The following is a 24812-nucleotide window of genomic DNA, read 5'->3' as shown; positions in this document are numbered from 1 at the left end:
CACCCGCTGCGGGTCGGCGGGCGTGGGAACCTCGTAACACAAGCCGGGCGGCTGTCTCAATCGGGGTGACGCAATTGTGTAGCAACCTGACGCCGCGTCGTCAGGCCCCCGTGAGCTCGGCCAGCAACTCGTCGCGCAGCTTCTGCAATCGCGGCGCGTGCCGTTCGCGCGGGTGTGGCAGGTCCACCCGCACTTCATGGCGGATGCGCCCTGGGCGAGGGTCCATGACGATGACCCGGTCGCCCAAGTAAAGGGCTTCCTCCACGTCGTGGGTCACCATGATCATGCTGCTGCCCTGTTGCAGCCAGATGCGCTGCAACTCGCGTTGCAGGTGGATGCGGGTCAGGGCATCCAGGGCGCCGAAGGGTTCGTCGAGCAACAGCAGCTTGGGCCGGGTGATCAACGCCCGGGCAATGGCTGCGCGTTGGGCCATGCCGCCGGAGAGTTGGTGCGGGTAGGCATGTTCGAAGCCTTGCAGGCCCACCAACGCCAGATGCTCGGCGACCCGTTCGGTCTTTTCGCGCTTGCCCAGGCGCAGGGGCTTGAGGGCCAGGGCCACGTTCTGTTCGACGGTTTTCCAGGGAAACAGGCGGTGGTCCTGGAACACCAGCCCCCGGTCCAGGCTGGTGCCTCGCACGCGTTCGCCATCCAGATGGATTTGCCCGGCGTAGTCCTGCTCCAGCCCCACGATCAACCGCAACAGCGAGGACTTGCCGCACCCGCTGGCGCCGACGATGCACACGAACTCGCCAGGCAGTACCTGCAGGTCGATGTCCTTGAGCACCTGCAACGGCTTGCCGTCGATCTGGTAGTGCTTGTTCAGCCCATGGATCTGCAAGGCGCCGGGTTGGCCGAGGGTGTAGGCGGGTAGAACGGAATTGAGCAATGCGGTCATTACGGTCACCTATCGACGGAGGGCGCGCCAGCGCAGCAGGTGCCGGCTGAGGCGGGAGAACAGTTGGTTCATGGCATAGCCGAGCAAGCCGATGCACAGCACGCCGATCACGATGATCTCCATGCGCGAACCGGTCTCGGCGTTCATCATCAGGTTGCCCAGGCCCATGCCGGTGGAGAGGAACAGCTCGCTGCCCACCGAGCTGACCCAGGCGAACGCCAGCGCGTGCAGCACGCCGTTGCACAGGCTGGGCAGGGCGCCAGGCAGGAGGATCTGCACGAACTGCTGCCAGGGCGACAGGGCATACAGGCGCCCGACTTCCCGGTAGCGTTTCTCCACGTGACTGAAGCCTTCGAAGGCGTTGAGCGTCATCGGGTAGAACGCCGCCAGAGAGACGATCAATACCTTGGTCGCTTCGCCGCTGCCGAACCACAGTGCCAACAGGGGGATCAGGCCGAGGATGGGTACCTGGCGCAGGCCATGGAACAGCGGCGCGAAGAGCCGCTCCAGCCAGCGCGACGAGGCCATGCCGGCGCCCAGGACGAAGCCTGCCAGTACGCCGAACAGCAGCCCCAGGCAGGTGCGTTGCAGGCTGGCCTGCACGCTCAACCACAGCTCGCCGCTGGCCAGCAGCTCGACCAGGCCTTGGCCGATGCGCTCGAGCGGTACGAAGGCATAGGCCTGGCTGGCGCCTTGGCGCGAGGCGATTTCCCAGGCAGCGATCAACAGCAGGGGCAGTACCAGCCCGCGGCCCCGGCGGGCCAATGAAATCAGTCGGTTCATAGGGGTTTCCAGCGCAGCACGCGCCGCTCCAGCAGTCGTAGACCTTGATCGAGGATGAAGCCCACCAGCCCGGTCACCAGCACACCGACCATCACCACATCGATGCGCAGCATCTGCCGGCTCATCTCGATCATCTGCCCCAGGCCGCTGTCGGCCGCCAGCAGCTCGGCAGCCACCAGTACCATCCAGGCGCGGCTCAGGCCGATGCGCAGGCCTGTGAGGATCGGTGGCGCGGCGGCCGGGAAGGCGACCTGCGTGAGCAGGGTAGGCAGGGGCAGGCGCTGCACCTGGGCGACCTCGAAGTAGCTGCGCGGGATGCCGCGCACGCCCTCGCAGATCGCTAGGGCCACAGGGAAGAACGTGGCCTTGATGACGATCACGATCTTGAACGTCTCCTCGACGCCGAAGAACAGGATGAACATCGGGATCAGGGCAATCGACGGAACCTGGCGCAGGGTGTGGAAGAGCGGCCCGCAATAGGCCTCGATACCGGGCGACAGGGCCATGGCACAGCCAAAGGCAAGGCCTGCGCCGGCGCCGAACACGAAGCCCAGGACCAGGCGCGACAGGCTGCTGCCCAGGTGTTCGCGCAGCTCGCCGCTGGCCAGCAACTCCTCGAAGGTTTGCCAGACCTCGCGCGGCGGTACCAGCAACTGGCGCGGGAAGGCGCCGCTGTCGGCCAGCAGTACCCACCCCGCGAGTAGCACCAGCGGCGAGACGAACAGTGTCAGGTGATGCCAAGGGAGTGTGCGCATCGAGTCAGCCCTCCACGACAATGACAGGGGTCGTGCTGCGCCGCACGTGGCGCAGCCAGCAGAACAGGGCGGTGAGCAGCACCAGCGGGATCCACGCCAAAAACAGATTGGCCGTGCCGATCCAGTGGCTGATCACCCCACCGAGCAAGGCACCGGTACAGCCGCCAAGCATCCCGGCCAGGTTGAACAGGCCCGAGAGCTTGCTCTTGTCCAGCGGCGAGTCACTCATCCGCGCCATGTTCACTAGGTGCACCAGGGCGCTGGCCACGCTCAGCAGCACTGCCCCTGCGGCCAACCAGGCATAGCCCTGGCCACGGCCGAGCAACAGCAGGCCTGCCACTGCCAGGCCAAGCCCTGCAAGGTAGGTCAGACGCCGTCCCACCCGAGTCACCAGGCGGCCCAGGCCGAACAGGCCCAGCACCGCCGCCAGGCCCTGGATCATCACCAGACTCACGGCACGCTCCTGGCTCAGGTGTGCGACCTCCATGGCCAGCACGATGACGAAGGTGCCGAACAACGCACCGGTGGCGCCGGACAACAGTTCGATCAGGCAGCTCTCGGCCACCTCGGCATGGCCGAGCAGGGCACGGGACTGGGCGAGGATGCCGCCGTCAATCTCGGGGGCGGTCTCGGCCGGGTTTTCGTGCTCCCAGAAGCCAAGGCTGTACACCGCCATCAAGCCGAAGCACAGCCCGATCACCACGAAGCCCAACGTAAAGCTGCCGCCGCTCAGGGCATTGCCCAGTAACGGGCCGAGCAAGCCCATGCCCAGGGTCAGCGCGCCGCGATACCAGCCGGCCTTGTCGCGGCCGATGTGGCGCAACTGGCGCAGGAAGGCGCTGTTCATGGCCACGATGCGAAACGGGATGCACAGGCCGATCAGCAGCCGTGCCACGGCCAGCCAGGTCCAATGGGCGAACAGCGGGATCGCCAGGTTCAGCAGCAGCGGCCCGAGGCTGGCCAGAAAGTACACCCGGCGCGCACCGAAGCGGGCGATGACGAAGCCCGCCGGCAGGGTCAGCAGCACCATGCCCAGCGACTCCATGGCCGAGATCACCCCCAGCTGCAACGGGCTGGCGCCCAGGTGCAAGGCATACAGGGTGGTGACGATCTTCGCCATGCCGATGGTGGCGCCACTGAAGGTCGCCAGGAACATGAAGCTGGCGATGAAACCGTGTGGCCTAGATGGCGACATTGACGTTCTCCAGCAGGTGCGCCAGCGGCCGGGGTTCGATCCACTGACGCACATCGAAGCGCCGCGTAATGAACCCCCAGCGTTCGAGAAAGTCCGTGAGGTCCTGCAAGGCCTCGATGGAGCGCTCGGCCAGGTTGGTGCGCAGGCGCAGGTGGGCGTCTTCGCCATAGGCCGCCGCGACCCAGTACTCGCTGGTGTTCAGCTCGCGGGCGAGGAAGCGGCGAGTCTCTTCGGGGTGGGCCCAGGCCCATTGCTCGGCACGCAGCACGCTGTCGAGGATCAGCACCGCGGCGTCGAAGTGCTGGTCCAGCAGGTGCTGGTCGACGGTCAGGGTGCGTGGGGTGCCGATGTTGGCGCGCACCAGCGGATCGGGGTGCGAGCCGATGTCCACCACCACCCGCAGGCCGAATTCGTCGGCCAGGTGCAGGCCGTGGGCGCCCTTGAGGAAGATCGCGTCGATGTCGCCCCGCAGCAGGCCGATCAACTCGTTGTTGCGCTGGCGCACGCGGTCGCCGAGGCTGACCTGGGCACCGTGCACGTGGCGCACTGGGTCGTCGCTGTAGGTGCCGCCATAGGGGTAGTCCACCAGCTCCACGTCATGGGGGCTCAGGCCCTCCAGGCGCAGGGCGTTTTCCAGGCCTCGGATGGCCTGGGCACGGGTGAAATCGATCTGCACGTTGGCCCACTTGGGGAGGCCGAAGCGGCGGTTGCGAAGGTCGCGGATACCGCGCACGGGGCTATCGGCGTTGGTGACGATCAACTGCACCTCGTCGCTCCACGACAAGCCCAGCACGCGGGTATCGCGCCCGCTGGCGCGGGCCCAGATGGCCGGGATGTTGCCGCCATGGCGCACCGAATTGTGCAGGTGATGGTCGAAGTGCGCCTCACGCACCTCGCGGTCGGAAGATTCGCGCAGGGCCTGGATGCGCGTGCCCCAGGGCTGGAAGGCCCGGGCCAGGCGGCCGGATTCGACAGCGATGCCGAGCCCCGTGGGTACCGGACTGTGGGTGTACCAGAGGGTGTCGAGTGGGTTGTTCATGCAAGAGCCTTGTGCGGATGGGCAGTCGGCCCCAGCCTGCGCCGGGGCCGGGTGATGCTCAGCTGGCGCGCTTGGCGACGGCGCTGCGCAGGGCGTCCAGCGGGCGCGGGTCGATCCAGTCGCGCACCGCGAAGCGCTCGGGGATGAAGCCCCAGCGGTGCAGGAAGTCGGTGAAGTCCTGCAAGGCCGTGGCGGCGCGCTCTTCGAGCGCGGTGTGCAGGCGCAGGTGGGCGTCCTCGCCGTAGGCCTGGACCACCCAGTACTCGCTGCTGTTGGCCTCGCGGGCGAGGTAGCGGCGGGTGTCCTCCGGATGGGCATGGGCCCATTGCTCGGCGCGCAGCACCGCACCGAGGATGCCCACGGCACTGTCGAAATGCTGGTCGAGCAGGTGCTGATCGACGCTCAGCGTGCGCGGCGTGCCGTTGTTCGAACGCACCAGCGGCTCGGGGTGCGAGCCGGTGTCGATCACCGTGTGCAGGCCAAACTGCTGGGCCAGTTGCACCGCATGGGCACCCTTGAGGAAGATCGCATCCACTTCACCGCGCAGCAGGCCGGTGAGCTCCGGGTTTTGCCCGCCACGGCGGCTGCCGCCGAAGGCCACGAGGCCGGCGATGCGCTGGGGCGCTTCATCGCTGAAGGTGCCCCCCTGGATGAAGTCCACCAACTCCACGTCCTTGACCTCCAGGCCTTCCAGGCGCAGGGCGTTTTCCAGACCGCGGATGGCCTGGGCGCGGGTGAAATCGATCTGTGCGCCGGTCCAGTGGGGCAGGCCGAAGCGCCGGCCCTTGAGGTCCTTGACGGAGCGGATGCCGCTGTCCGGCAAACTGAGGATCAGTTGCACCTCGTCGGCCCAGGACAGGCCGATAACCCGGGTCTCGCGCCCGCTGGCGCGGGCCCAGATGGCCGGGATGCTGCCGCCGTGGCGCACCGAGTTCTGCAGGCTGTGGTCGAAATGCGACTCACGCACTGCCTGGCTGGCCGACTCGCGCAGCGACTGGATGCGTGTGCCCTGGTCGCCCAGGGCCTGTTCCAGCCAGCCTTTCTGCAAGGCGATGCCGAGCCCGGTGGGCACGGGGCAGCGGGTGTACCAGAGGGTATCGAGCGGTTGACTCATGATGTGCAGCTCCTTGCAGGGTCAGGCGCTGGCCTTCAGCGCGGTGGGGTGGTCGTCTTGCGAGTGACGGCGGGTCTGCACCAGCGGCAGCACTTCCTGGCCGATGCGCAGGGCTTCTTCCAGGTGCGGATTGCCGGCCAGGATGAAGGTCGAGAAACCGGCGTCGCGGTATTCGGCCAGGCGTTCGGCAACGTTCTCGTGGCTGCCCACCAGGCCCACGGTGGGTCCTGGCTTGGCCTTGCCGAAACCGGCCCAGAGGTTGGGGCCCAGGATCAGGTCGTCGAAGCGTTCCAGGTGCTGGTGATAGGCGCTCTGGCGGGCAGCGCCCACCGAGTCGGAGCCGCTGGCGAAGTGCTTGATGGCGGCACTGGTGCGGGTGTCGATCCGCTCGTATTGCTGGCGCAGTTCGCGCCAGGCGGCCTCTTCGGTTTCGCGGGCGAACAGGTCGATGCGGATGCCGAAGCGCACCTGGCGGCCTTGCTTGTCGGCCAGCTCGCGGACACGGTCCAGGTGGGGTTTGAGCTTGTCCACCGGCTCTGCCCAGTTCAGGTAGACATCGGCGTGGCGCGCGGCGACGTCCAGCGCGGCGTCGGAGAAGCCGGAGAAGTAGATGCCCGGCTTGCGCTCGTGCTTGAGCCCTGGCGGCAGCGCGCCGTTCTCCAGTTGGTAGATATCGCCCTGGTAACTGAACTGTTCGTTGCGCCACAGACCGTCGATGATGTCGAGGAATTCGCCGGTGCGCTGGTAGCGTTTGTCGTGTTCGAGGAAGTCGCCGTTGGCACGTTGGCTGGCAGGGTTGCCACCGGTGATGATGTTCCACTCCAGGCGGCCGTGGCTGAGGTTCTGCAGGATCGCGGCCTGCTGGGCGGCATAGGCCGGCAGCGTCCAGGTGGCCTGGAAGGCGACCAGGAACTTGATGCGGCGGGTCTCCCGGGCCAGGGCCGCGGCGGCGATCCACGGCTCCGGCCCGGTGGGCAGCAGGGCCCCTTCGAAGCCTGCGAGCTCGGCGGCCTTGGCCACCTGCGCGATGTAGTCGATGTAGGTAAAGCCGTCGGCCTCGCCGTTGGGCAGGCGCCCGGGGGCAATGTTGCCTGGACGGTAGGTCGGGGCGCCGCGGTTGTTCTTGTCGGTGGCCAGGTAAGGGCCGTCGCTACCCAGGGGTAGACGCCAGAAGAATTCGGTGCTCATGGCTGTGCTCCAGTGGCTGCATGAAGGAAGGCCCGAACGCATCCAGCGTGGGCTTGCCAGTCATTGAGCAAGGGCTGTGCCGAAAGTCTGAAAGCCTTGTGCAGCAAGGGGTGCAGCGTGGCTCAACCCGCATCCATGAGCGCGATTGCTGATCCAGCAACACTTGGGCAGCAACGGCTGTTGGCGCCGCAGCAGAGGCGGGCCGCACGTGCCGTGGAAATTGATCTTGTAACGGATAAGTGATTGAAAAAACTTGAAATTCAGGAGTGGCACAACTTCTGCTCAGGCAGTGTTAGCCCGACTTTCCGAGGCGCTACACAGGAGTTGCACCATGTCCCATCGAATCACCCCGGCACTGCTCGCCCAGCTCGATCGCGTTCGGCACGATTTCGCCAAGGCCTTCCAGGTGTTGCGCGATACCCGAACGCTGAGCGCGACCAATACCTTCCAGGCCTACCTGCGTGTGCCGGACAGCGATCTGGTGATTGCCCTGCATGCCCCAAGCCCCTGGGCCGATGACCCGACCATTCGTGCAGTGGTTGCCAGTTACGATGGCGAGGTGGTGCTGGACGAGACCGCTGACGGCAGCTCTCCCCTGAGCGGACGCAAGGCCGGCGGCAATGGCCAACGTTATGCCCTGGTGTTCCAGCAGCGTCCTGAAGTGAACGTGGTGATCCACGTGCACACCCCGTACCTGGGGGGCTGGGCCAGTGCGCACCGGGTGCTGCCGATCCGCTACGCGGCCTCCCAGCGTGTGACGTTGGCCCGCGAGTTGCCGATCTACATCGACCGTCGCCAGCCTGAGCAAGCGTTCATCGTCGAGCGTATCGAGCAGAACCCGCATACACCGGCCATTCTCGAAGCCAATGGCGGCGCCACCTTCTGGGGGGAGACGCTGTTGCAGGTGTCCAAGCTGATTTTGCTGATCGAGGAGGGCGCGCACTTCCAAGGGCTGGCTGAACTGTTCGGCGGCTCCCAGGAGTTTGGCCCGGGTGTCCTGGAGCAGCAGTGGAAGATGACCGGGCTGTGGGCGCAGGGCCAAAAGCTGCTGGAACGCGTGGCCTGAGCCCGGGGGGCGCTGCGCGGCCCATTCGCGGGTAAAGCCGCTCCCACAGGTGTCGCGCAGGATTCGCATACTGCGTGATGTCTGTGGGAGTGACTGGTTTCAATAGCGGGCCCTCTGGATCCAGGGGCCTCCACTTACCTCAGTGCAGTTGCTCCACAGGTGCCGCGCCGACTTTGCGTCTGGCGCAGTACCTGTGGGAGCGGCTTTACCCGCGAATGGGCTGCGCAGCAGCCCCTGCGGTGTGGCGTCAGGGCTGGGTGGCGACCGAAGCCACAGGCACTTTCCAGTACTGCTGCAACTGCAGATTCTGCAACCCTTGCTGCACGAACTTCGGTTCGAGCAAGGTCTCTACGTTGACCTCGCTGCGAATCAACCGGGCCTTGAGGGCATAGGCAATGGCGTCGGTGTAATGCTGGCGCAGCGCCTGGTCATACAGCGGGCTGAAATGCTGCGCCCAAGGCTGGCCCTGGGCTTCGCGCTGCAACACGCTCAAGGGTTGCCCTGACTGCGCCTGGTAGGCCTGGTACGCCGCCTGGTTCTCTGGCTGCGCGGTCCAGTAGGCGGCCTTGAGGTAGGCGTCGACCACCAGTTGGGTAATCTCAGGCTGCTGGGCGATGAAATCCTTCGCGCCCCACAGTTCGGCGCGCATCCGCCAGTCAGCGGGTGCCTGCTTGCTCGACCAGATGATGCGGCCGACCTGCTTGTCTTCGAGCAGATACGCATCACTCAGGGTAAAGAGCGCATCGACCCGCCCCGCACTGAGCGCAGCGGCACCGGCCTGGGGATTGAGGTTGAAGATGCGAAAGTCATCGAACCCCAGCTGGTTGGCGTCGAGCAACTTGGCGAACGACAGCTCCCAGGGCCGCCCGCGGTGCAGGGCGATGCGCTTACCCTTGAGATCGGCGATGGATTTGGCCGACGACCCCGGCGGCACCACCAGGTACACGTTGTTGCCGCTGCCGCCAGGCACGATCAGTTGGGTCGAGACGCCCGAGGCGTTGGCGATGATCGACGGCAGGTCGCCATAGAAGGCGAAGTCGATGCGCCGGTTAGCGAACTCTTCGTTGACGAACGTGCCCACCGACGCGGTGGCGGCTGGCACCCATTCGAGCTTGATGTTGCGCTGGGTCAGTTGCTGCTCGAGCCATTTGTCCCGGTCCATGACGTAGGACGGGCCGTTGAAGATGGTCTTGCCGGCATTGGCATAGGCCACGGTGGCGATGCGCACGGTCTGTGGTTCGTCCGCCTGGGCCTGGGCCGTGAGCAACGCGGCGGGCAGCAGCAGGTGGCGCAGCAGCCGGGGCAGGGTAGCGATGGGCATGATGGGCTCCTCGAGCAGGCCCGCGGCACACGCCGCGGGCGTTGGGGTCAGAATTCGGTGGTGACGGAAACGCCGAAGGTGCGCGGGTCGCCGAACATCACGCCGGCAGTCTGGAAGCCGCCCGGCAGGGTGTGGTTGCGGTACTCCTTGTCGGTCAGGTTGCTGACATAGGCGCTCACTTGGGTGGTGTCGCCGGGCAACTCGTAGGTGATTCGCGCGTTGCCCAGGGTGTAGCCGCCGGTACGCATGTTCTGGCTCTGGTCGTTGGAGAAGAAGTACTGGCGGCTGCGGGTGTTCCAGTCGGTGGCCAGCACCAGCGCGCCGCCGACTTGCAGCGGGATGCGGTAGTCCGCGCCGATCACCGCCGAGACGTTGGGCGCGCGGACGAACTTGTTGCCGGAGTAGTCGTTGTTGCCAGAGGTGTAGTCGGTGAACTCGGTGTGCAGCAAGCCCAGGGCGAAGTTCAGGTGCAGGTTCTGCACCGGCACCGCTTCGAGCTCGAACTCGGCCCCGTACGCCTCGCCCTCGGCACCGTTGGCCAGCCGCGAGACGGTCTGGTTGTTCACCGCACTGACAATGTTCAACTGGATGTCTTCGTAGTCGTAGTAGAACAGCGCAGCGTTGGCGTTCAGGCGACCGTCCAGCCATTCGGACTTCACGCCTAGCTCATAGGAGGTCAGGTATTCCGGGTTCACCGTGGCCACGGTCTCTTGGCTGGTGGCACCGGTGTTGTAGCCGCCGGAGCGGAAGCCATAGGCATAGCGCAAGTACACGCGGGCGTTGTCGGAGATCTGGTATTCGGGGGTGAGGTCGTAGGTCCAGTCGCTCCAGGTATTGCGCTCGTCCTGCACGGCGTTGGCCACCAGCGCAGAGGAGACGCTGCCGGGCTTCCACCAGTCGGGATTGGAGAAGTTGGCCTGGCCCTGGTTCTGTACCCGGCGCAGGTCGATGTCCTTGGTCTCGCGGGTCCAGCGCAGTCCGGCGGTGACGCTGAAGTCCTCGGTGAAGCGGAACGTGCTGCTGCCAAAGACCGCGTAGCTCTCGGTGCCCTGGTTGTAGCTGAGGTTGTTGTAATAGCGCGGAATGAAGGGGTTGTTCAGTGCGGCACTGGCGTTGCGCGAGTCGAGGTCCTCGTTGAAGTAGTGCAGGCCCACCACCCAGTTCAACCGGTCCTCGCGTGGCGAGGCCAGGCGCAGCTCCTGGGACCACTGCTGGCTGTCGGCGTAGGCGTAGCTGCGTTGCAGTTCCTGGGGCGTGTTGTCGGCGTCGCTGAAACCGTCCCGGGTGAAGTGCTCGAACGCGCTGATGGAGGTCAGCGTCAGGTCGCCCAACTGCCAATTGAGGTTGAGGTTGGTGCCCACTTGGTCAATCTGCACTTCGTACTTGGCGTTGTAGTTGACCTTGCCCTGCTTGGGGTCGATCCGATAGCCGAACCGGTTGCTGCCATCGGGGCGCAGGCCATAGCTCACGGTGCTGTAGCCACCGGTGTCGTGATAGCTGCGGGCATGCAGGTTGAGATTGGCCTCCAGGTCGTCGTTGATGTAGGCCAGGAACTGCAGGCGAGCAGCGTCGTCCTCGAGCGCCCCTCGGTCGTTGCTGTCAGCGATGTTCTCGTTGTAGCCATCGCGCCCCTGGTGGCGGAACGACAGGCGTGCGGCCAGGCGGTCGGCTACCAGGGCATCGCTGATGGCACCTTCGAGTACCCGGTCGTCATAGTTGCCATAGCTGGCCTTGGCGTAGCCCGAACGCTCGAACGTGGGTTTGCGCGAGATGAAGTTGATCGCCCCCGCCGTGGTGTTCTTGCCCCACAGGGTACCTTGGGGGCCGCGCAGGACCTCGACGCGCTCCTGGTCGAACAGCGGGAACCCCGTGGCGCTGATGTTGGCGATGTACACGTCATCGACGTAGATGCCCACGGGGCTCACGGTGTTGGCGCCCTGATCGCCGGTGCCCAGGCCGCGGATCCACCAGCGTGGCCGGCCATGACCCTCGGTAGTGCCGGCCGAAGCGTTGGGGATGAAGCGGGTGACCTCGTTGGCCGACTGCAACGAGGTGTCGCGGATCTTGTCGCCGCTGAGTACGGAAATCGACGCGGGTACTTCCTGGACGGTCTCTTCGCGCTTTTGTGCAGTGACCACCACCTTCGACAACGTGGAGCCAGTGGTGTCCGCGGTGCTTGATGTGTTGGGTGCGGGTGTGTCGTCGGCCAACGCTGCCAGTGCTGGCAGCCCCCCCAGGGCGACGGCGATGGAAAGTGCGGTGCGTTTGAACATGTTGATCCCCAATGGCGTGCGAAACGGACGTCGTGCAGCGGTGCCGCTGCGTTGTCGTAATGACGGTGCGTGCGTCCGTTGGCTGGCGCGCATGGCATCCGGCGCGTCCTTGTTTGGCAGGACGCAGAGGGGTAATGGCAACAACCGTACCGCTTTTTGATTTATTGGCTAACAGATTGATATTTATAGGTTTTTTACTGTTTCAAGCGATTCGGCAAGGCGGTTGTCGATCTGCCCAGGCAGCAAGGGTTGCTGCTGGGGTGTTGCTGTGGCAGCACTGATCAAATGGTTATAAGTAAATGAATATTTATGATTATTTTGTAATAAGAGTTTTCGGGCACTATCGGCTCATTGCATGCCAAAGGACCTTGCCGCCATGTCCCTGCTCACCCATCCCCACGCCCGTGAACTGAGTAAATCGGTACGTGCAACCGTGCTGGTCTTCGAGGACCCGCGCTCGCGCGAACTGCTCAGCCGCATCGAGCGCCTTGCCCCCAGCGAAGCCAATGCGTTGATCATTGGCGAGACGGGCACGGGCAAGGAACTGGTCGCCCGCCATATCCACCAGTTGAGCCGACGCGCCCGGGCGCCGTTCGTGGCCGTGAACTGCGGCGCGTTCCCCGAGAGCCTGGTGGAGAGCGAGCTGTTCGGCCACGAGAAGGGCGCCTTCACCGGAGCCACCACCAGCAAGGCCGGCTGGTTCGAAGCGGCCAACGGCGGCACGCTGTTTCTCGACGAGATCGGCGACCTGCCGCTGAACATGCAGGTCAAGCTGCTGCGCGTGCTGCAAGAGCGCGAAGTGGTGCGCCTGGGTTCGCGCAACGCCATCCCCATCGACGTGCGTCTGGTGGCGGCGACCAACGTCAACCTGGCCGACGCGGTGGTGGCCGGACATTTTCGCGAGGATCTGTTCTACCGCCTGCACGTGGCGACCATCCGCCTGCCGCCGCTGCGCGAACGACCCGGGGACATCCTGCCGCTGGCCGGGTTTTTCGTCGAGGAGCATTGCCAGCGTCTGGGCTACCAGCGCGCCACCTTGAGCCCCGAAGCCGAACGCAAGCTGCTCGGGCACAGCTGGCCTGGCAACATCCGCGAGCTGGAGAACGCCATCCACCATGCGCTGCTGGTCTGCCGCCAGCAGCGAGTGCAGCCGGGCGACCTGCACCTGGCCGACATGCGCACCCCTGTGCCACGCCATGAGGCGCTGCCCGCCACGCCCATCGAAGCGAGCCTGGATGCTGCGCTGCTGGCGTTGTACGAGCGTAACCTGCCCGACCTCTACGAGCACATCGAAGAGGCTGTGTTCCGCACGGCCTATCACTACTGCCACGGCAATCAGTTGCAGACCGCACGCCTGCTGGGCATCAGCCGCAACATCGTGCGGGCGCGGCTGGAGCGGATCGGGGAGCTGGAGCCTTCCAGTCGGACATTGAAAGCCAATGAGCGGTGGCTGGCGTCGGGGTGAGTCACCAAGATAGTCCGAATGGAGGGTGCGGAGGGTTTTTGAATGGCGTTAGTTTTCCCTGGACTATCGGCCACAGAAACAACATAGGCATTCACTGTGACGACCCAACACAAGGACTTTCCCGAAGGTGCGGTGCTTGTAATCGGAGGCAGCGGTGGGGTAGGCGAGGCCATCTGCAGCCGTTTCGCCGAGCAGGGCTCGGATGTGGTGTTGACCTACCACCGCAACGAGGCGCGTGCTGCCCAGGTGGTCGCGGCCGTGCAGGCCCAAGGGCAGCGCGCCCAGGCGTGGCAGTTGTCGATGAGTGACCTGGACGGCGTGCGCTGCACGCTCAAGGCCATCCTCGCCCAAGGGCGCGTACACACGGTGGTGATCGCTGCGGGTTCAGACATCACCCAGCCGCCCATCCGCGACCTGGATGTGGCGCAGTGGCGTGCGGTGATCGATGCCGACCTCAATGGCTTTTTCGCCATCGTCCAGGCCACGCTGCCTCATCTGAAAACCCACGGCGGCGGCTCCTACGTGCATGTAAGCTCGGCCGGAATGCACCGCTGGCCGGAGGGCGACGTGCTGTCGGTCGCGCCGAAGGCGGCAATCGATTCGTTGCTCAAGGGCATCGCCAAGGAGGAAGGACGCTTTGGCGTTCGCGCCAACAGCGTGGCCATCGGAGTGATCGAGACGGGCATTTTCCTGCGCCTCTGGCAGGACGGCACCTTCGACGATACATGGCGCGATGCCGTGCAGCGCAACCTCTGCCTCAAGCGCTGGGGCCAGGCGTCGGAGGTGGCCGATGCCGTCACCTTCCTGGCCTCCAATCGCGCGCTCTACACCACCGGGCAAGTGTTGTCGGTGGACGGTGGATACGGCGTCTAGCGGCAACCATCCCAGGGAGAACCTCATGCAAGACGCAATGACACTGGAGCAACGCATCGCTCGCCTGGAGGCCCTGGAGGCCATCCGCGAGCTCAAGCACCGTTACCTTAACGCGTGCGATCTCAAGGATGTGGCCGCGATTCGCGCCTGTTTCGCCCAGGGCCCGGTGCTGATCGACTACGGCCCGCTGGGCGTGTTCAACGACCGCGAACCGTTCCTGGCGCTATACAGCGAACTGGCCTGCGTGCCCCGGGTGATCGACCTGCACCACGCCGCCAACCCGCAGATCGACTACCACGACCCGGACAACGCCCAGGCGCGCTGGGCTTTGCACTACCAGAACCGCGACGCTGAAACCGGCGTGACCCGCCAGCTCGGTGGCTTCTACCAGGACCGCTACCGGCGTGAGGCGGGTCAGTGGTGCATCGTCGAAACGGTGTTTCGCGGGCATTTCGAAGTGGTGCGGCCCAAACCCGGGCCGATCAGTCCCTGGCCCTGAACATGCGGTGCTGGCGTTGCCAAAGGGCTGCAACGCAGCCCCTGGCACGCAGGCCTCAGGCCTCGCGCTTGGGCGCGAAACGCAGGATGGCGCAGGCGACCAGAGCCGACACCAGCGAGCCGAGCAGGATGCCGATCTTGGCCTCGTCGATGCGCTCGGGCTGCCCGGGGAAGGCCAGCTCGCCGATGAACAGGCTCATGGTAAAGCCAATGCCGCACAGCATCGCCACCCCGTAGATCTGCAACCAGCTGGCGCCGCTAGGCTTGGCCGCAAGGCCGGTCCTGACCGCCAGCCAGACGCCTGCGAACACGCCCAGCTGCTTGCCCAGCAACAGGCCCAGGGCAATGGCCAGCGGCAGCGGGGCGAGCACATCGCTCACGCTCAAGTGGCTGAAGGAAACCCCCGCATTGGCAAAGCCAAAGGCCGGCACGATCAAGAACCCGACCCAAGGCGCCAGGGCGTGCTCAAGCTTGAGCAGCGGGCTGGCTTTGCCGACCCCGGCGCTGTAGGGAATCAACAGCGCGCCGACCACGCCAGCGATGGTGGCGTGCACACCCGACAGCAAGGTGACGTACCACAGCGCCGCGACCCCCAGCAGGTACGGCCACAGCGACACCACGCGCAGACGGTTGAACGCCAGCAGCACGAGGATGATTCCGCCTGCTGCGGCCAGGGCCAGCAGGTTGATCGACGAGGTGTAGAACAGCGCGATGATCGCCACGGCGCCCATGTCATCGATGATCGCCACCGAGACCAGCATCACCTTCAGCGACAGCGGTGCGTGCCGACCCAGCAGCGCCAGGGCGCCGACGGCGAAGGCGATATCCGTGGCCGCCGGGATGGCCCAGCCACTGGCAAGGCCCGGTTCGCTGCGCGAGACCGCCAGGAAGATCAGCGCCGGGACGGCCATGCCCATCAACGCCGGCAACGCCGGCAGGCGGCGTTGCTCCCAGGTGGCCAGACGGCCATCGACCAGCTCGCGCTTGATTTCCAACCCCACCAGCAGGAAGAACACCGCCATCAACCCGTCGTTGATCCACAGGTGAACGGTCATCGGGCCGAGCTTGTCGCTGAGCGTGGGCCCCACGGGCAGGTGCAACAGATGTTGGTAAGCGCTGGCCCAGGGGCTGTTGGCCAAGAGGATGGCCAGGGCGGCGGTGATCATCAGCAGCACGCCGCCAGCGGCCTCGCTGGTCAGCAGGCGGTGCAGCAGCGACGGCCGCGCAAGGGTGGGCACAGGTGCATTCATACGGGAGTCCTCGTTCATGACGTCACCTTCGCGAGGGCAGCAGCGCGTCGGAATGCGGACACAGCAAAACGATGGCCCCGGACGTTCCGGGCCACTGCAGCAAAGGGTGGGAAGAAGGGAAGGGGATGGCGCTCGGAAAGCCCGGCCGAGACACGGCGGAGCGGGAGACGCCAAAAAAGTGTGCAGGCTGCATGCAACATGAAAATAGCTCTCGGAAAACAAATGAATGTTCTCCGTATTCGGGAAGGCTCCCGGGCGCACGCAGCACACGCCAGGCGACAATTCTACGAGGATGATTCGCCATTTTCTGTAGGAATTTACTTCGAAATGTTGCCGCGGTTGTGTTGTGTTTTGATCAAACCCTGACCGCGTGCTGCGCCAATGTGCAGGTCACGTCGCTGTCATGCCCCCTTGGTAAGGTCCAGGCGCCCCTGCGTCCAAACAACAAGAAGGTGACCCTAAGGTGTTTCCCGGCACGCCCCGCAAACAGATCATCCTCCGCTCCCGAGACCTGCGCAGCGACGCTTTCGGTGCGTTGTTCTCGCAGATGTTCGACAACCTCTATGCCGACTCGCTGGCGCTGTCGGACGACATTGTCATCAGTGGCGTCTATGGGCGGCACGAGGGCGTCAGCTTTCGCCGCATGCACTACCGAGGCGATTGCTCCATCACCTTTGGCGACCCGCAGGACGAGATCACCTTCGTGCTGCCCAGTGCGGGGCGGGTTGTCTGCGAGCACGGCGTCGAGACGACCGGCAGGCCCGGTATGGGCCTGGCCATCGACAAGCGGGCAATCCGGGCCCTGCATTTTGCCGACGACCATGCCCAGTGCGGCATGTCGATCCGCCGGGGGCTGATCACCGAGCGGCTGGCGATCCTGTTGGGGCGTCCGGTGTTGCAGCCGATCCGCTTCGAGCCTGTGGTTGACCTGGGCCTGGCGGCGTACCCGGGCATTCGAGCGTTGCTCGAGCTGGCCACAGGGAACGAGTTCGACCCGTTGATCCACGCGGGCGTGCTGATGCCGGTGCGCTTGCAGGAAATGCTGGTCGACGCGGTGCTCGAAGCCTGGCCGCACAACCACAGCGAAGCGCTGCGCCGGCCCTCGCCGCAAATCGCGCCGCGGCACGTGAAGCTGGCCATGGACTACATCCGTGCCAACGCCCACAGCCTGATCAGTGGCGCCGAGCTGGCAGCGCTGGCCAGCGTCAGCCTGCGGGCCTTGCAGCAGGGTTTCAAGCGGTTCGTGGGGGCATCGATCGTCGATTATCAACGCCAGGTACGCCTGGAGCGGGCCTATGAAGCCCTGGCACGTGGGGAGTCCGGCTCGGTGTCGGAGGTGGCGTTGCGTCATGGGTTCAGCAACGCCGGGCGGTTTTCGCACTACTTCCAACAGGCCTATGGCGTGAGCCCCGCTCAGGTACTGCGGGGGGTGTAAGCCCCCGCTCTGCAGGGCAGTGGGGGTCAGAACGCGTAGCTGGCCTTCAGGCTCCCGCTCACCCCATGGCTGTCACCGCCCCCCATGGCCGCCACTTCACCGCCCACGCTGAACGCACCCAGGTTGGCCATGAGGTTGACCCCGCCGGTGAACTGGTCGCGATTGTCGAACGCGGCGCGTTGTTCGATATCCAGCCCCAGCAGATGACCTTCGCTGTCCACCTGATGATCCCCAAGCACATGCTCGTAACCCACCGAGAAGCCCGGCACCAGCTGCCAGCCGCTGTCCAGGTGCACCGCCGCCAGGTTGCCCTGAAGGTTGGCCACGGCGCTGCGTCGGGTCTGCCCGATGCCATCGACGTCCAGGGCCAGCTCGCTGCCTTTTTCAGTGAACCCCGACAGGTCCACATGACTGACCCGCACACCCAGGCTTGGCTCCAGCACCAGCGCGCCGCTGTTCAGGCGATAGCCCAAGGCAACGCTCGCCCCCGCCAGGTTGCCGTGGCTGTCGCCCTTGGCTCGGCCCAGGCCGCCGCCCAGGTCGCGCTTGCTTTCATAGTCGAACCCGCCGGCGCTGGCGTTGGCATCGATGAACAGCCCTTGCTCCAGGCTGCCGGGGGCAAAGCGGGCGCCGGCACTGAGGAAGGTCAGGTCGGTGTCTGCTTCGCCGCCAGCGCCGCCGACGTTGCCGTTGCTGTAGCCGAACCCGGCATGGGCGCTGAGTTGCTCGGAAAAGCGCTGGGTCACGCCGATCATCAGGCCCTGGCTGTGCTCGTTGCTGCTTTGCGCGTGGGACGAGCCGTCGGTGCCCACATAGCCGGCCAGCGCCGTGCTCCACAGGCGCGACTGGCCAGGCTTGAGGTCCGCGCCATGGGTGAAGGGCGCCGCTGCCTGGTCGATCGTCGCGCCCTGGCGCAGCAGGTAGCTGGCCGCATCCGCATGCACCTGGCCCCCGACAGTGGACGCCACGCCCTCCAAAGTGCCGGCATCGATGGCCGATTGCAGGTAGTAGTTGTAGGCACTGTAGGTACCCGACAGCGGGCTGTCCTGCAGGTCCTGCAACAGGCGCGCGCCGGCGGCAGCGTTGCCTTGCAGGCCAGCTTGGCCAGGCAGGCTGTTATAGCGGACCATCTTGCCGCGCAGCACGTAGATCGTTTCCTGGGACAGGCCCAGGCCCTGTTTGAGGTAGTTGTCCAGGGTGCCGTAGCGCGCCTTGACCTCATCGAGCCCTGCTTGCAGGTAGCTGGCGTCCACGCCGATCATCGGCCCGTAGATGGCAGCCAGGTTCGGCGGCAGCGCTGCCAGTGTCGCCGCGATGCGGTCGGCGGTGTAGTCGTTGGTGGCCAGGTAGTTGGCCATGAGGGTGGCGTCGTCCACCCCGGCGATGCTTTGCAGTACTGCGGCGGTCCAGCCGGTGCGGTCCTTGCCGGCGGTGCAATGGAACAACGTCGCGCCCTCGGCGCTGGCCAGTTCGTTGAACAGCACGGTGTACTGGCTGCGCATGCCCGCGTCATAGACGAACGCGCGATTGGTCTCCTTCATCATGGCGATCGCCTCGTCGGCGTTGTGGAAGGTGGTGTTGGTGATGTCCACCCCCGAGGTGGTCGCACCGATGATGTCGATGTTCTGGTAGCGCACGCCGGGCGGCAGGCGGTCAGGCGTGGCGGCGATTTCGTTGGGGGTGCGCAGGTCGAACACCTGGCCGATGTTCAGGCTGGCGAGGGTGGCCATGTCCGCGCTGGTCGGGGTCACGGCGTTGGTGCGGTAGAACACGCCGGCGCGCATGGTCCCATTGTGGGCGGTGCTGTACGCGGTGGTGGTGCCGGCAATGTCGCGGAAGTTGTCCATGCCCACCAGGCGCGGGGTGTTGAGCGGTTCGGCGGCGTGAGCGGTGCCAATGGCGAGGGCGAGCAGGGACAGGGAAAACAGGACGCGTGGATACACGGATCTAGCCTCGTTGTTGGGTAAGGGGCTAGCCACTATTAGTGCGATCGTTGGGCCGCGATATTGCACAGGCCCCTGTCCACGACGATGAGTGCGCGATCGGTCTGCGCGGTGCGCGATCTGTCTATCCACATCCTGTTTTTGCGGGCTGCTCAAGGCCCATTTGCGGGTAAATCCACTCCCACCTGGTCCGCGATGAATCCTGTGGGAGCGGGTTAACCGAACCTCCGCGAACGGCACAGCCGATGCCTTGCGCGGGGGATCTGGCGAGGCCGTCAGGCAGCCTCTGGGGTGGGTTTACACGCAGGCGTAGACCACCAGTTCCACCAGCATTTCCTCCCGTGCCAAACCGGCCACCACCACGGCCGCGCGGTTGGGGTGGGGCGCCTGGAAATAATCGGTGTACAGGCTGTTGACCGTGGCCAGGTAGCTGCGGTCGGTGACGTAGATCAGCACCTGGGTCACGGCGTCCAGCGAGCTGCCGGCCGCGTCCAGGGTATGTCGCAGATTGTCCAGGGTCTGGCGGGTCTGAGCCTCGATGCCGCCAGCGACGACCTGGCCTTGGGCGTCGATGGGGATCTGTGCGGTGTACAGGGTGCCATTGCCGACGACCGCCCATTCCAGTGGGGCTTTGGAGGCGAACAGGTTGGTCTTGATCGCATGTTTCATGAAGGAAATTCCTGAGTGTCCGGTAAGGGTCAGTCGGCATCGCTGCCGCCGCCCGCGCCATGGCGGCGGGAGGCTTCGGTGCTTTCGACGAGGATGTGATCGGCCATCTGCTTGAGCCGGCGCCAGGTGTGCTCGCTGACCGTGAAGCCTTGGTTGAGGAGGCTGTGCGTGGCAGCCTCCGGTGCAACGGCCCGGACAGGGCGGCTGAACAGCACCGTGATGCTTTGTTCGATACCGTCCTGAGGGCCGGGCGGAGCGTCGTTGTGCAATTGAGGGTGGTTGGCGCCTGCAGCGAAGCAAGCCACATGGCGCTGGCGGGCATCGTCCCAGCGGGCCTGCACCTGCAGTCCCAGCTCGGCCGCCCGGCTCAGGTAGCCCAGCAACAGCAGGCGGTTGTGGCAGTGGTGAATGCGCAGCACCGCCTGACCGCTGCGCAGGGCCTTGCCCAGCGCCAGCTCCACCACGGTCGCGGCGCAACGCAGCACGCTCTGGCCCTTGGCGTCGATCACCAGCAGGGCGCTGTCTTCGTAGCACAGGGTGAACGGCTGCTCGGCTTCGCTTTGCAGGTAGTCCAGGGCTTTTTCCAGCGTGCCGACGCCGTCCAGCCCCTGCAGGTGCAACCAGCCCACCAGCTCGGCGGCGTCCTCGCAGTCGCCAGCGGCAAAGCCCATGCCTTCGAACGCCTTGCGGCACATCACCTGGATTTCGTTGAGCGATACGCGCATGGTCACAGCCCCTCCTGCGGCATCACCGCGAAGTTCCAGTCATCATCGAACGGCTGGCCGATGTCGCTGACCAGCGGCGCGCCCTGGAACAGCGTGATGCGTACCCAGCGGCTGGACTTGGGGTCGAACTTGCCCGCGCCGAAGAACGCCAGTTTGCAGCGCAGCAGGTGGATCGGCAGCATGTCCTGGGCCAGCAGGTTGGCGCGGATCTCGCCATAGGTGGTATGCGCCATGCCTTGCAGGCGGCGCACCGTGCCCTTGAACACCGGCTGGGCGATGAGGAAATGAGCGGTCAGTGCCTGGGGCTGCTCGCGCAGGTGCTCGACTAGCGCCCCATGGCAGCGCTGGAGGTTGCGGGCGATGCCCAGTTGCATCTCTTTTTCGGCACCCGGTTCCTCGGCGCGCATGCCCAGGCGCGGTTCTTCTTTTTCGGCCGAGCGGTACCAGAAGAAGTGCTCGGCTTCGACATTGCTGAAGTCATAGGCCAGGGCCCAGGCGTACTGCCGCTCGATGAGCTCACGCAACTGCGCAAGGGGCATTTGGGCATCCAGGCGCAGGCCTTCGGCCACACCCATCTGCTCGGCCAGCGGCGTGACCTGCTCGGGGTACAGCTCAAGCAACAGGCTCACCAGCAGCTCCTGGCAACCTAGCCCGGCGTGGGCTTCGCTCCAGGCCAGCAGGCGCGGCCACAGCTCGTCGCCTGCCGGCTGGCCACCGAGCCAGTCGGCCAACGCCAACAGCTCGGCGAGGGTGCGCAGGTTTTGCTCATGCTGGCGCACATCGTCGGTCTGGGTCTGGCTCAGGTGCAGATGGGCGCGGCTGAGCAACCGGTGAAGGCGGGCCAGATGCGCAGGTTCGGCCGGTTGTGCCAGTACCTGCGCCAGGGCGGTTTCCCGCGTGCTGATCCAGCGCTCCACGAGTTGTGGGTGATTGATCAAAAAAGGCGCCATGCCCAGGCCCGTGGCATTGCCTACGCCCAGGTAGCGTTGCAGCGCCGGTGCCAGCTGTACCGCCCGTTGCGGGTTGAGCGCGCGGGCCATGTGCTCGATCTGCTCGATACTGAAGTGGCGCAGCAGGTACACCGTGAACATCTGTGCGCTGAACGGCTGGTTGAAGTCCGGGTTGTCTTGCAGGCAACCGAAGTCGGCGATGCCGAACTTGCCGTTGCCGTACACGGCGGTGGTGCGGTAGAGGTAGCCCACCTCGGCCAATTGACGCGGGTCCGGCTGCTGACCCTCGGCCAGCGCCGCCAGGAACCGGTCGAAGTTGCGCAGGCTGCGGTTGGCCCGGGACAGCACCAGCACACGGGCATCGAAGCGCCCGGCCTCTTGCAGCGGCACGTTGCGCGCAAGGTCGGCCAGTTGCGCGGCGTCGACATCCCCGGCCACCAGCACGAAGGTCACGTCCCACTGGTCGGCGATCACCCGGTCGCTGCGCTTTTCCGGCGGCAGGTAGGCCGAGAAGATCACGCAGTGGTAATGGGCGTTCGGCGTGTCGATGCGGTAGATCGCAGTGCCGAAGCCTTCGCCATCGAGGTCGAAGCGGCTGCGCTGGATCTGCCAGCGCTGGTTCATCATCCGCCGCATGCTGCTGCGCACGAAGCTCAGCGGGCTTTGGAAGTGGCTGCCCAGCCGGGCCAGGTCCATGACCTGGTCGGCAGGGCGCAGCGTGGGGGTGGCAAGCACGGTGTTGGACATTGTTGTCGTACCTGGATGCATCATGTTCAGACGCCTTGTTCGCGGGCCATGTGCCGGGCGATGCGCACCGCATCCCACAACGCTGGCAGGATCACCAGCGACACCGGCACCGCGGTGATGACAATGAAGGACTGCAGGGCGGTCACGCCGCCTGCGCCGATGGTGATCAGCACCACCGCCGCCAGGCCCATGCCGATGGCCCAGAAGCCGCACAGCCATTTCTTCGGTTTATCGTTGCTGGACATCGCCAGCGCCACGGTGAAGGCCATGGCATCGCCGTTGGTGGCCACCGAGATGAAGCTCAGGAACAGGAACAGCGCGCTGATCAAGCCGCCCAGCGGCAGGTTCTGCGTCACGCCCAGCAGCAGGTCCTCGGGTTGGGCACCATGGGCGGTGACGATGCCTGGGGTCTGCAACTCAAGGCCAATGCCGGTACCGCCGACCACGGTGAACCAGAACATGGTCACCAACGGTGCGATGATCGACAGGGTCATGATGATCTCGCGGATGGTGCGCCCCCGCGAGATCCGCGCGACGTACAGCGCCACCATCGGGGCATAACCGATGAACCAGCCCCAGTAGAACACCGTCCACCAGTCCAGCCACTTGGGATCGGCGCGGAACATCGTCATCGGGATGAAGTGCTCCACGTGCAGGGCGAAGGCCTGCGGGAAGCCGCCGAGGATGAACAGCGTCGGCCCGAACACCACCATGAACACCGCCAGGCCAATCATCAGCCAGACGTTGATCTCGCTGACGAAGCGGATGCCCTTGAGCCCTACCAGGCAGGAGACGGTGTACATTGCCGTGACCAGCACGATGGTGATCGATTGGGTGACGATGCCGTTGGGGACACCCCACACCGCATGCAAGGCGCTGCTGATCTGCAAGCCCAGGAAACCGATCGGGCCGATGGTACCGGCGACCACCGCGATGATCGAGGTGGCGTCGGCCAGGGTGCCAATCGGGCCTTTGAGCGCACGCTCGCCGAACAGCGGGTAGAGCAGGGTGCGCGGGGCCAGCGGCAAACCTTTGTCGTAGTGCAGGTGCATCAGCACGATCGCCAGCAAGCTGCCGAGCACCGCCCAGGCCAGGAAGCCCCAGTGCACGAAGGACTGCGCCAGTGCCGCGGTGGCCGCCGCTTCGCTGTGCGGTTGCATGCCCGCGAACAGCGGTGGCGGGCTGGCAAAGTGCATCAGTGGCTCGGCCGCGGCCCAGAAGGCGCCGCCGCCGGCCAGCAGGGCGCACATGATCACGGCGATCCAGTTGAAGGTGCTGATGTCCGGGCGTTGGGTCACGCCGCCCAGGCGTACGCGCCCGCATTTGGAAAAGCCAATGGCCAGACTGACCACGAAGGTCGCCAGCATCAGCACCTGCCAGTACAGGCCAAAGGCCTTGGTCGACCAGGCGAAGAGGGTGTTGACCAAGGCCGACACCGCATCGATGTCGATCAATGCCGCCAACAGGAATGCGCCGAGAAAGCCGCCGCTGATCAGAAACAGCGGCCAGTCGATGTCCCGCGACAGCGGCAGGCGCATAGTCTGGTCGTCAGCCGGCAGGGTGGTTGGGTTTTTCATTTAGCCTCCGGAACCTGTGATTGTTGTTTTTGTAAGGCTGTCCGTGCGGGGGGCTCAGGCCTGCGCCGTGGTGGCGGTTTCCAGCAGGCGCAACCAGTTCAGCCCCATGATCTTGCGCACGTCTTCCTCGGCAAAGCCACGGGCGCGCAGGCCCTGGGCGATGTTGGGGAAGTCGCGGCTGTCGCGGAACCATTGCAACGGCGCTGGCCAGTTGGCGTTGTCCTTGGAGCCTTCGCCGTAGTCCTTCTCCTTGCTCCAGCGGCCGTTGCGCATCCATTCGAGCACCGATAGCGGCTGTCCCTGGCACAGGTCGGTGCCGATGCCGATGTGCTCGACGCCCATCAGGTCGGCGGTGCGCGCGACCATGTCGCAGAAGCTCTCCAGGGAGCACTCCGAGGCGCCCTTGAGGTGGAACGGGTAGGTGCTAAAGCCCAGCAACCCGCCGGACTCGGCGATTGCGCGCAGCACCGCGTCGGACTTGTTGCGCTTGGCGGCGTGGAAGCTCGACGGGTTGGCGTGGGAGATGATCACTGGTCGGGTCGACAGCTCGATGGCCTCCAGCGTGCTGCGTTCGGCGCTGTGGGACATGTCGATCAGCATGCCGACGCGGTTCATCTCGGCGATCACCTGGCGTCCGAAGCGGCTGATGCCGTTGTCTTCGCGCTCGTAGCAACCGCTGGCCAGCAAGCTCTGGTTGTTGTAGGTCAGTTGCATGACGAACACCCCGAGCTGGCGGAAGACTTCCACCAAGGCGATGTCGTCCTCGATCGGCGAGCAGTTCTGGAAGCCGAAGAAGATCCCCACGCGGCCCTCTTCATGGGCCAGGCGAATGTCGCTGGCCGAGCGTACCGGGCGGATCAGTTCGGGCCAGGTCTCGAAGCGGCGGTTCCACTCGCCCAGGCGCGACAGGGTTTCGCGAGCGTTCTCGTGGTAGGCGATGGTGGCGTGCACCGCGCTCAGGCCACCGGCCTGCATTTGCTGGAATATCTCCGGGCCCCAGTTGGAGTACTGCAGGCCGTCGATCATCAAGAGGTCGTGCATGGCGCGTATT

At 65.5% G+C, this 24812-nt stretch carries 21 protein-coding genes; 5 read left to right on the top strand and 16 right to left on the bottom strand.

Going from position 1 to position 24812, the window contains the following annotated elements; genetic code table 11:
• Positions 1–100 precede the first annotated feature (100 nt).
• The 7 genes from ABOA88_RS07885 to ABOA88_RS07855 are packed head-to-tail and all read right to left on the bottom strand — an operon-like array spanning position 101 to position 6969.
• The gene (locus ABOA88_RS07885; protein ID WP_367851889.1) at positions 101–895 is read right to left on the bottom strand and encodes an ABC transporter ATP-binding protein; all 795 of its coding nucleotides are present in this window, start codon (positions 893–895) and stop codon (positions 101–103) included.
• Positions 896–904: 9 nt separating this feature from the next.
• Positions 905–1678, bottom strand: a complete 774-nt coding sequence (locus ABOA88_RS07880; RefSeq protein ID WP_367851888.1) for an ABC transporter permease — start codon at positions 1676–1678, stop codon at positions 905–907.
• The gene (locus ABOA88_RS07875; RefSeq protein ID WP_367851887.1) at positions 1675–2433 is read right to left on the bottom strand and encodes an ABC transporter permease; all 759 of its coding nucleotides are present in this window, start codon (positions 2431–2433) and stop codon (positions 1675–1677) included. The genes ABOA88_RS07880 and ABOA88_RS07875 overlap by 4 nt, the downstream gene beginning before the upstream one ends.
• Before the next feature lie 4 nt (positions 2434–2437).
• A complete protein-coding gene (locus ABOA88_RS07870) occupies positions 2438–3628 on the bottom strand; it encodes an MFS transporter (RefSeq protein WP_196170416.1) in 1191 nt (396 codons plus the stop codon).
• A complete protein-coding gene (locus ABOA88_RS07865; protein WP_367851886.1) occupies positions 3615–4667 on the bottom strand; it encodes an ABC transporter substrate-binding protein in 1053 nt (350 codons plus the stop codon). The genes ABOA88_RS07870 and ABOA88_RS07865 overlap by 14 nt, the downstream gene beginning before the upstream one ends.
• 58 nt (positions 4668–4725) lie before the next feature.
• A complete protein-coding gene (locus tag ABOA88_RS07860) occupies positions 4726–5781 on the bottom strand; it encodes an ABC transporter substrate-binding protein (RefSeq protein WP_367851885.1) in 1056 nt (351 codons plus the stop codon).
• A 21-nt stretch (positions 5782–5802) separates the two neighbouring features.
• Positions 5803–6969, bottom strand: coding sequence for an LLM class flavin-dependent oxidoreductase (locus tag ABOA88_RS07855; protein ID WP_196170413.1), 1167 nt, complete (start codon positions 6967–6969; stop codon positions 5803–5805).
• Between the two features lie 331 nt (positions 6970–7300).
• Here ABOA88_RS07855 and ABOA88_RS07850 point away from each other — a divergent pair, with 331 nt between their 5' ends.
• Positions 7301–8035 (top strand): class II aldolase/adducin family protein, encoded by a 735-nt coding sequence (locus ABOA88_RS07850; RefSeq protein ID WP_196170412.1) that lies wholly within the window; start codon positions 7301–7303, stop codon positions 8033–8035.
• A gap of 247 nt (positions 8036–8282) precedes the next feature.
• Here the strand turns inward: ABOA88_RS07850 and ABOA88_RS07845 are convergent, their stop codons facing one another.
• Complete coding sequence (locus ABOA88_RS07845) at positions 8283–9356, bottom strand: ABC transporter substrate-binding protein (RefSeq protein ID WP_367851884.1); 1074 nt, start codon at positions 9354–9356, stop codon at positions 8283–8285.
• Between the two features lie 47 nt (positions 9357–9403).
• Entirely contained in the window at positions 9404–11629 is a 2226-nt protein-coding gene (locus ABOA88_RS07840) for a TonB-dependent receptor (protein ID WP_367851883.1), read from the bottom strand.
• A gap of 376 nt (positions 11630–12005) precedes the next feature.
• Here ABOA88_RS07840 and ABOA88_RS07835 point away from each other — a divergent pair, with 376 nt between their 5' ends.
• The 3 genes from ABOA88_RS07835 (at position 12006) to ABOA88_RS07825 (ending at position 14466) form a co-directional block, all read left to right on the top strand.
• Complete coding sequence (locus ABOA88_RS07835) at positions 12006–13094, top strand: sigma-54 interaction domain-containing protein (RefSeq protein WP_196170409.1); 1089 nt, start codon at positions 12006–12008, stop codon at positions 13092–13094.
• A 96-nt stretch (positions 13095–13190) separates the two neighbouring features.
• Positions 13191–13967, top strand: coding sequence for an SDR family NAD(P)-dependent oxidoreductase (locus ABOA88_RS07830; RefSeq protein ID WP_367851882.1), 777 nt, complete (start codon positions 13191–13193; stop codon positions 13965–13967).
• A 25-nt stretch (positions 13968–13992) separates the two neighbouring features.
• On the top strand, positions 13993–14466 hold the full coding sequence (locus ABOA88_RS07825; protein WP_230387935.1) for a nuclear transport factor 2 family protein: 474 nt from the start codon (positions 13993–13995) through the stop codon (positions 14464–14466).
• A gap of 55 nt (positions 14467–14521) precedes the next feature.
• Here ABOA88_RS07825 and nhaA read toward each other — a convergent pair whose 3' ends face one another.
• Positions 14522–15715, bottom strand: a complete 1194-nt coding sequence (nhaA, locus tag ABOA88_RS07820; protein ID WP_196170464.1) for a Na+/H+ antiporter NhaA — start codon at positions 15713–15715, stop codon at positions 14522–14524.
• 463 nt (positions 15716–16178) lie between these two features.
• Between nhaA and ABOA88_RS07815 the strand changes: the two genes are divergently transcribed.
• Positions 16179–17150, top strand: coding sequence for a helix-turn-helix transcriptional regulator (locus ABOA88_RS07815; protein ID WP_367851881.1), 972 nt, complete (start codon positions 16179–16181; stop codon positions 17148–17150).
• A 26-nt stretch (positions 17151–17176) separates the two neighbouring features.
• On the opposite strand, the gene ABOA88_RS07810 is transcribed toward ABOA88_RS07815, so the two are convergent.
• From ABOA88_RS07810 to ABOA88_RS07785, 6 genes are all read right to left on the bottom strand, one after another.
• On the bottom strand, positions 17177–19093 hold the full coding sequence (locus tag ABOA88_RS07810; protein WP_367851880.1) for a tyrosine-protein phosphatase: 1917 nt from the start codon (positions 19091–19093) through the stop codon (positions 17177–17179).
• 297 nt (positions 19094–19390) lie between these two features.
• On the bottom strand, positions 19391–19762 hold the full coding sequence (locus tag ABOA88_RS07805; protein ID WP_367851879.1) for a RidA family protein: 372 nt from the start codon (positions 19760–19762) through the stop codon (positions 19391–19393).
• 29 nt (positions 19763–19791) lie between these two features.
• Positions 19792–20487 (bottom strand): DUF3726 domain-containing protein, encoded by a 696-nt coding sequence (locus tag ABOA88_RS07800; protein ID WP_196170404.1) that lies wholly within the window; start codon positions 20485–20487, stop codon positions 19792–19794.
• Positions 20488–20489: 2 nt separating this feature from the next.
• The gene (locus ABOA88_RS07795; RefSeq protein WP_367851878.1) at positions 20490–22184 is read right to left on the bottom strand and encodes a hypothetical protein; all 1695 of its coding nucleotides are present in this window, start codon (positions 22182–22184) and stop codon (positions 20490–20492) included.
• 26 nt (positions 22185–22210) lie between these two features.
• Complete coding sequence (locus ABOA88_RS07790; protein ID WP_196170402.1) at positions 22211–23761, bottom strand: BCCT family transporter; 1551 nt, start codon at positions 23759–23761, stop codon at positions 22211–22213.
• A gap of 54 nt (positions 23762–23815) precedes the next feature.
• On the bottom strand, positions 23816–24802 hold the full coding sequence (locus ABOA88_RS07785) for a dipeptidase (RefSeq protein WP_090345593.1): 987 nt from the start codon (positions 24800–24802) through the stop codon (positions 23816–23818).
• Positions 24803–24812 lie beyond the last annotated feature (10 nt).

It is taken from the genome of Pseudomonas sp. PKS, from assembly GCF_051913525.1.
In the GTDB taxonomy this organism is placed as follows: domain Bacteria; phylum Pseudomonadota; class Gammaproteobacteria; order Pseudomonadales; family Pseudomonadaceae; genus Aquipseudomonas; species Aquipseudomonas guariconensis_D.
Note: the sequence above shows the minus strand (reverse complement) of the source record. Positions and strands in the feature narration are given on the sequence as shown.

Bases quoted from the DNA above. Each gene is read 5' to 3' on its own strand.
- ABOA88_RS07840 (WP_367851883.1), bottom strand. From the start codon at position 11,629: ATGTTCAAACGCACCGCACTTTCCATCGCCGTCGCCCTGGGGGGGCTG.
- ABOA88_RS07790 (WP_196170402.1), bottom strand. From the start codon at position 23,761: ATGAAAAACCCAACCACCCTGCCGGCTGACGACCAGACTATGCGCCTG.
- ABOA88_RS07850 (WP_196170412.1), top strand. From the start codon at position 7,301: ATGTCCCATCGAATCACCCCGGCACTGCTCGCCCAGCTCGATCGCGTT.
- ABOA88_RS07795 (WP_367851878.1), bottom strand. From the start codon at position 22,184: ATGTCCAACACCGTGCTTGCCACCCCCACGCTGCGCCCTGCCGACCAG.
- ABOA88_RS07845 (WP_367851884.1), bottom strand. From the start codon at position 9,356: ATGCCCATCGCTACCCTGCCCCGGCTGCTGCGCCACCTGCTGCTGCCC.
- ABOA88_RS07860 (WP_367851885.1), bottom strand. From the start codon at position 5,781: ATGAGTCAACCGCTCGATACCCTCTGGTACACCCGCTGCCCCGTGCCC.
- ABOA88_RS07835 (WP_196170409.1), top strand. From the start codon at position 12,006: ATGTCCCTGCTCACCCATCCCCACGCCCGTGAACTGAGTAAATCGGTA.
- ABOA88_RS07870 (WP_196170416.1), bottom strand. From the start codon at position 3,628: ATGTCGCCATCTAGGCCACACGGTTTCATCGCCAGCTTCATGTTCCTG.
- ABOA88_RS07865 (WP_367851886.1), bottom strand. From the start codon at position 4,667: ATGAACAACCCACTCGACACCCTCTGGTACACCCACAGTCCGGTACCC.
- ABOA88_RS07800 (WP_196170404.1), bottom strand. From the start codon at position 20,487: ATGCGCGTATCGCTCAACGAAATCCAGGTGATGTGCCGCAAGGCGTTC.
- ABOA88_RS07805 (WP_367851879.1), bottom strand. From the start codon at position 19,762: ATGAAACATGCGATCAAGACCAACCTGTTCGCCTCCAAAGCCCCACTG.
- ABOA88_RS07825 (WP_230387935.1), top strand. From the start codon at position 13,993: ATGCAAGACGCAATGACACTGGAGCAACGCATCGCTCGCCTGGAGGCC.
- ABOA88_RS07875 (WP_367851887.1), bottom strand. From the start codon at position 2,433: ATGCGCACACTCCCTTGGCATCACCTGACACTGTTCGTCTCGCCGCTG.
- ABOA88_RS07880 (WP_367851888.1), bottom strand. From the start codon at position 1,678: ATGAACCGACTGATTTCATTGGCCCGCCGGGGCCGCGGGCTGGTACTG.
- ABOA88_RS07785 (WP_090345593.1), bottom strand. From the start codon at position 24,802: ATGCACGACCTCTTGATGATCGACGGCCTGCAGTACTCCAACTGGGGC.
- ABOA88_RS07885 (WP_367851889.1), bottom strand. From the start codon at position 895: ATGACCGCATTGCTCAATTCCGTTCTACCCGCCTACACCCTCGGCCAA.
- nhaA (WP_196170464.1), bottom strand. From the start codon at position 15,715: ATGAATGCACCTGTGCCCACCCTTGCGCGGCCGTCGCTGCTGCACCGC.
- ABOA88_RS07855 (WP_196170413.1), bottom strand. From the start codon at position 6,969: ATGAGCACCGAATTCTTCTGGCGTCTACCCCTGGGTAGCGACGGCCCT.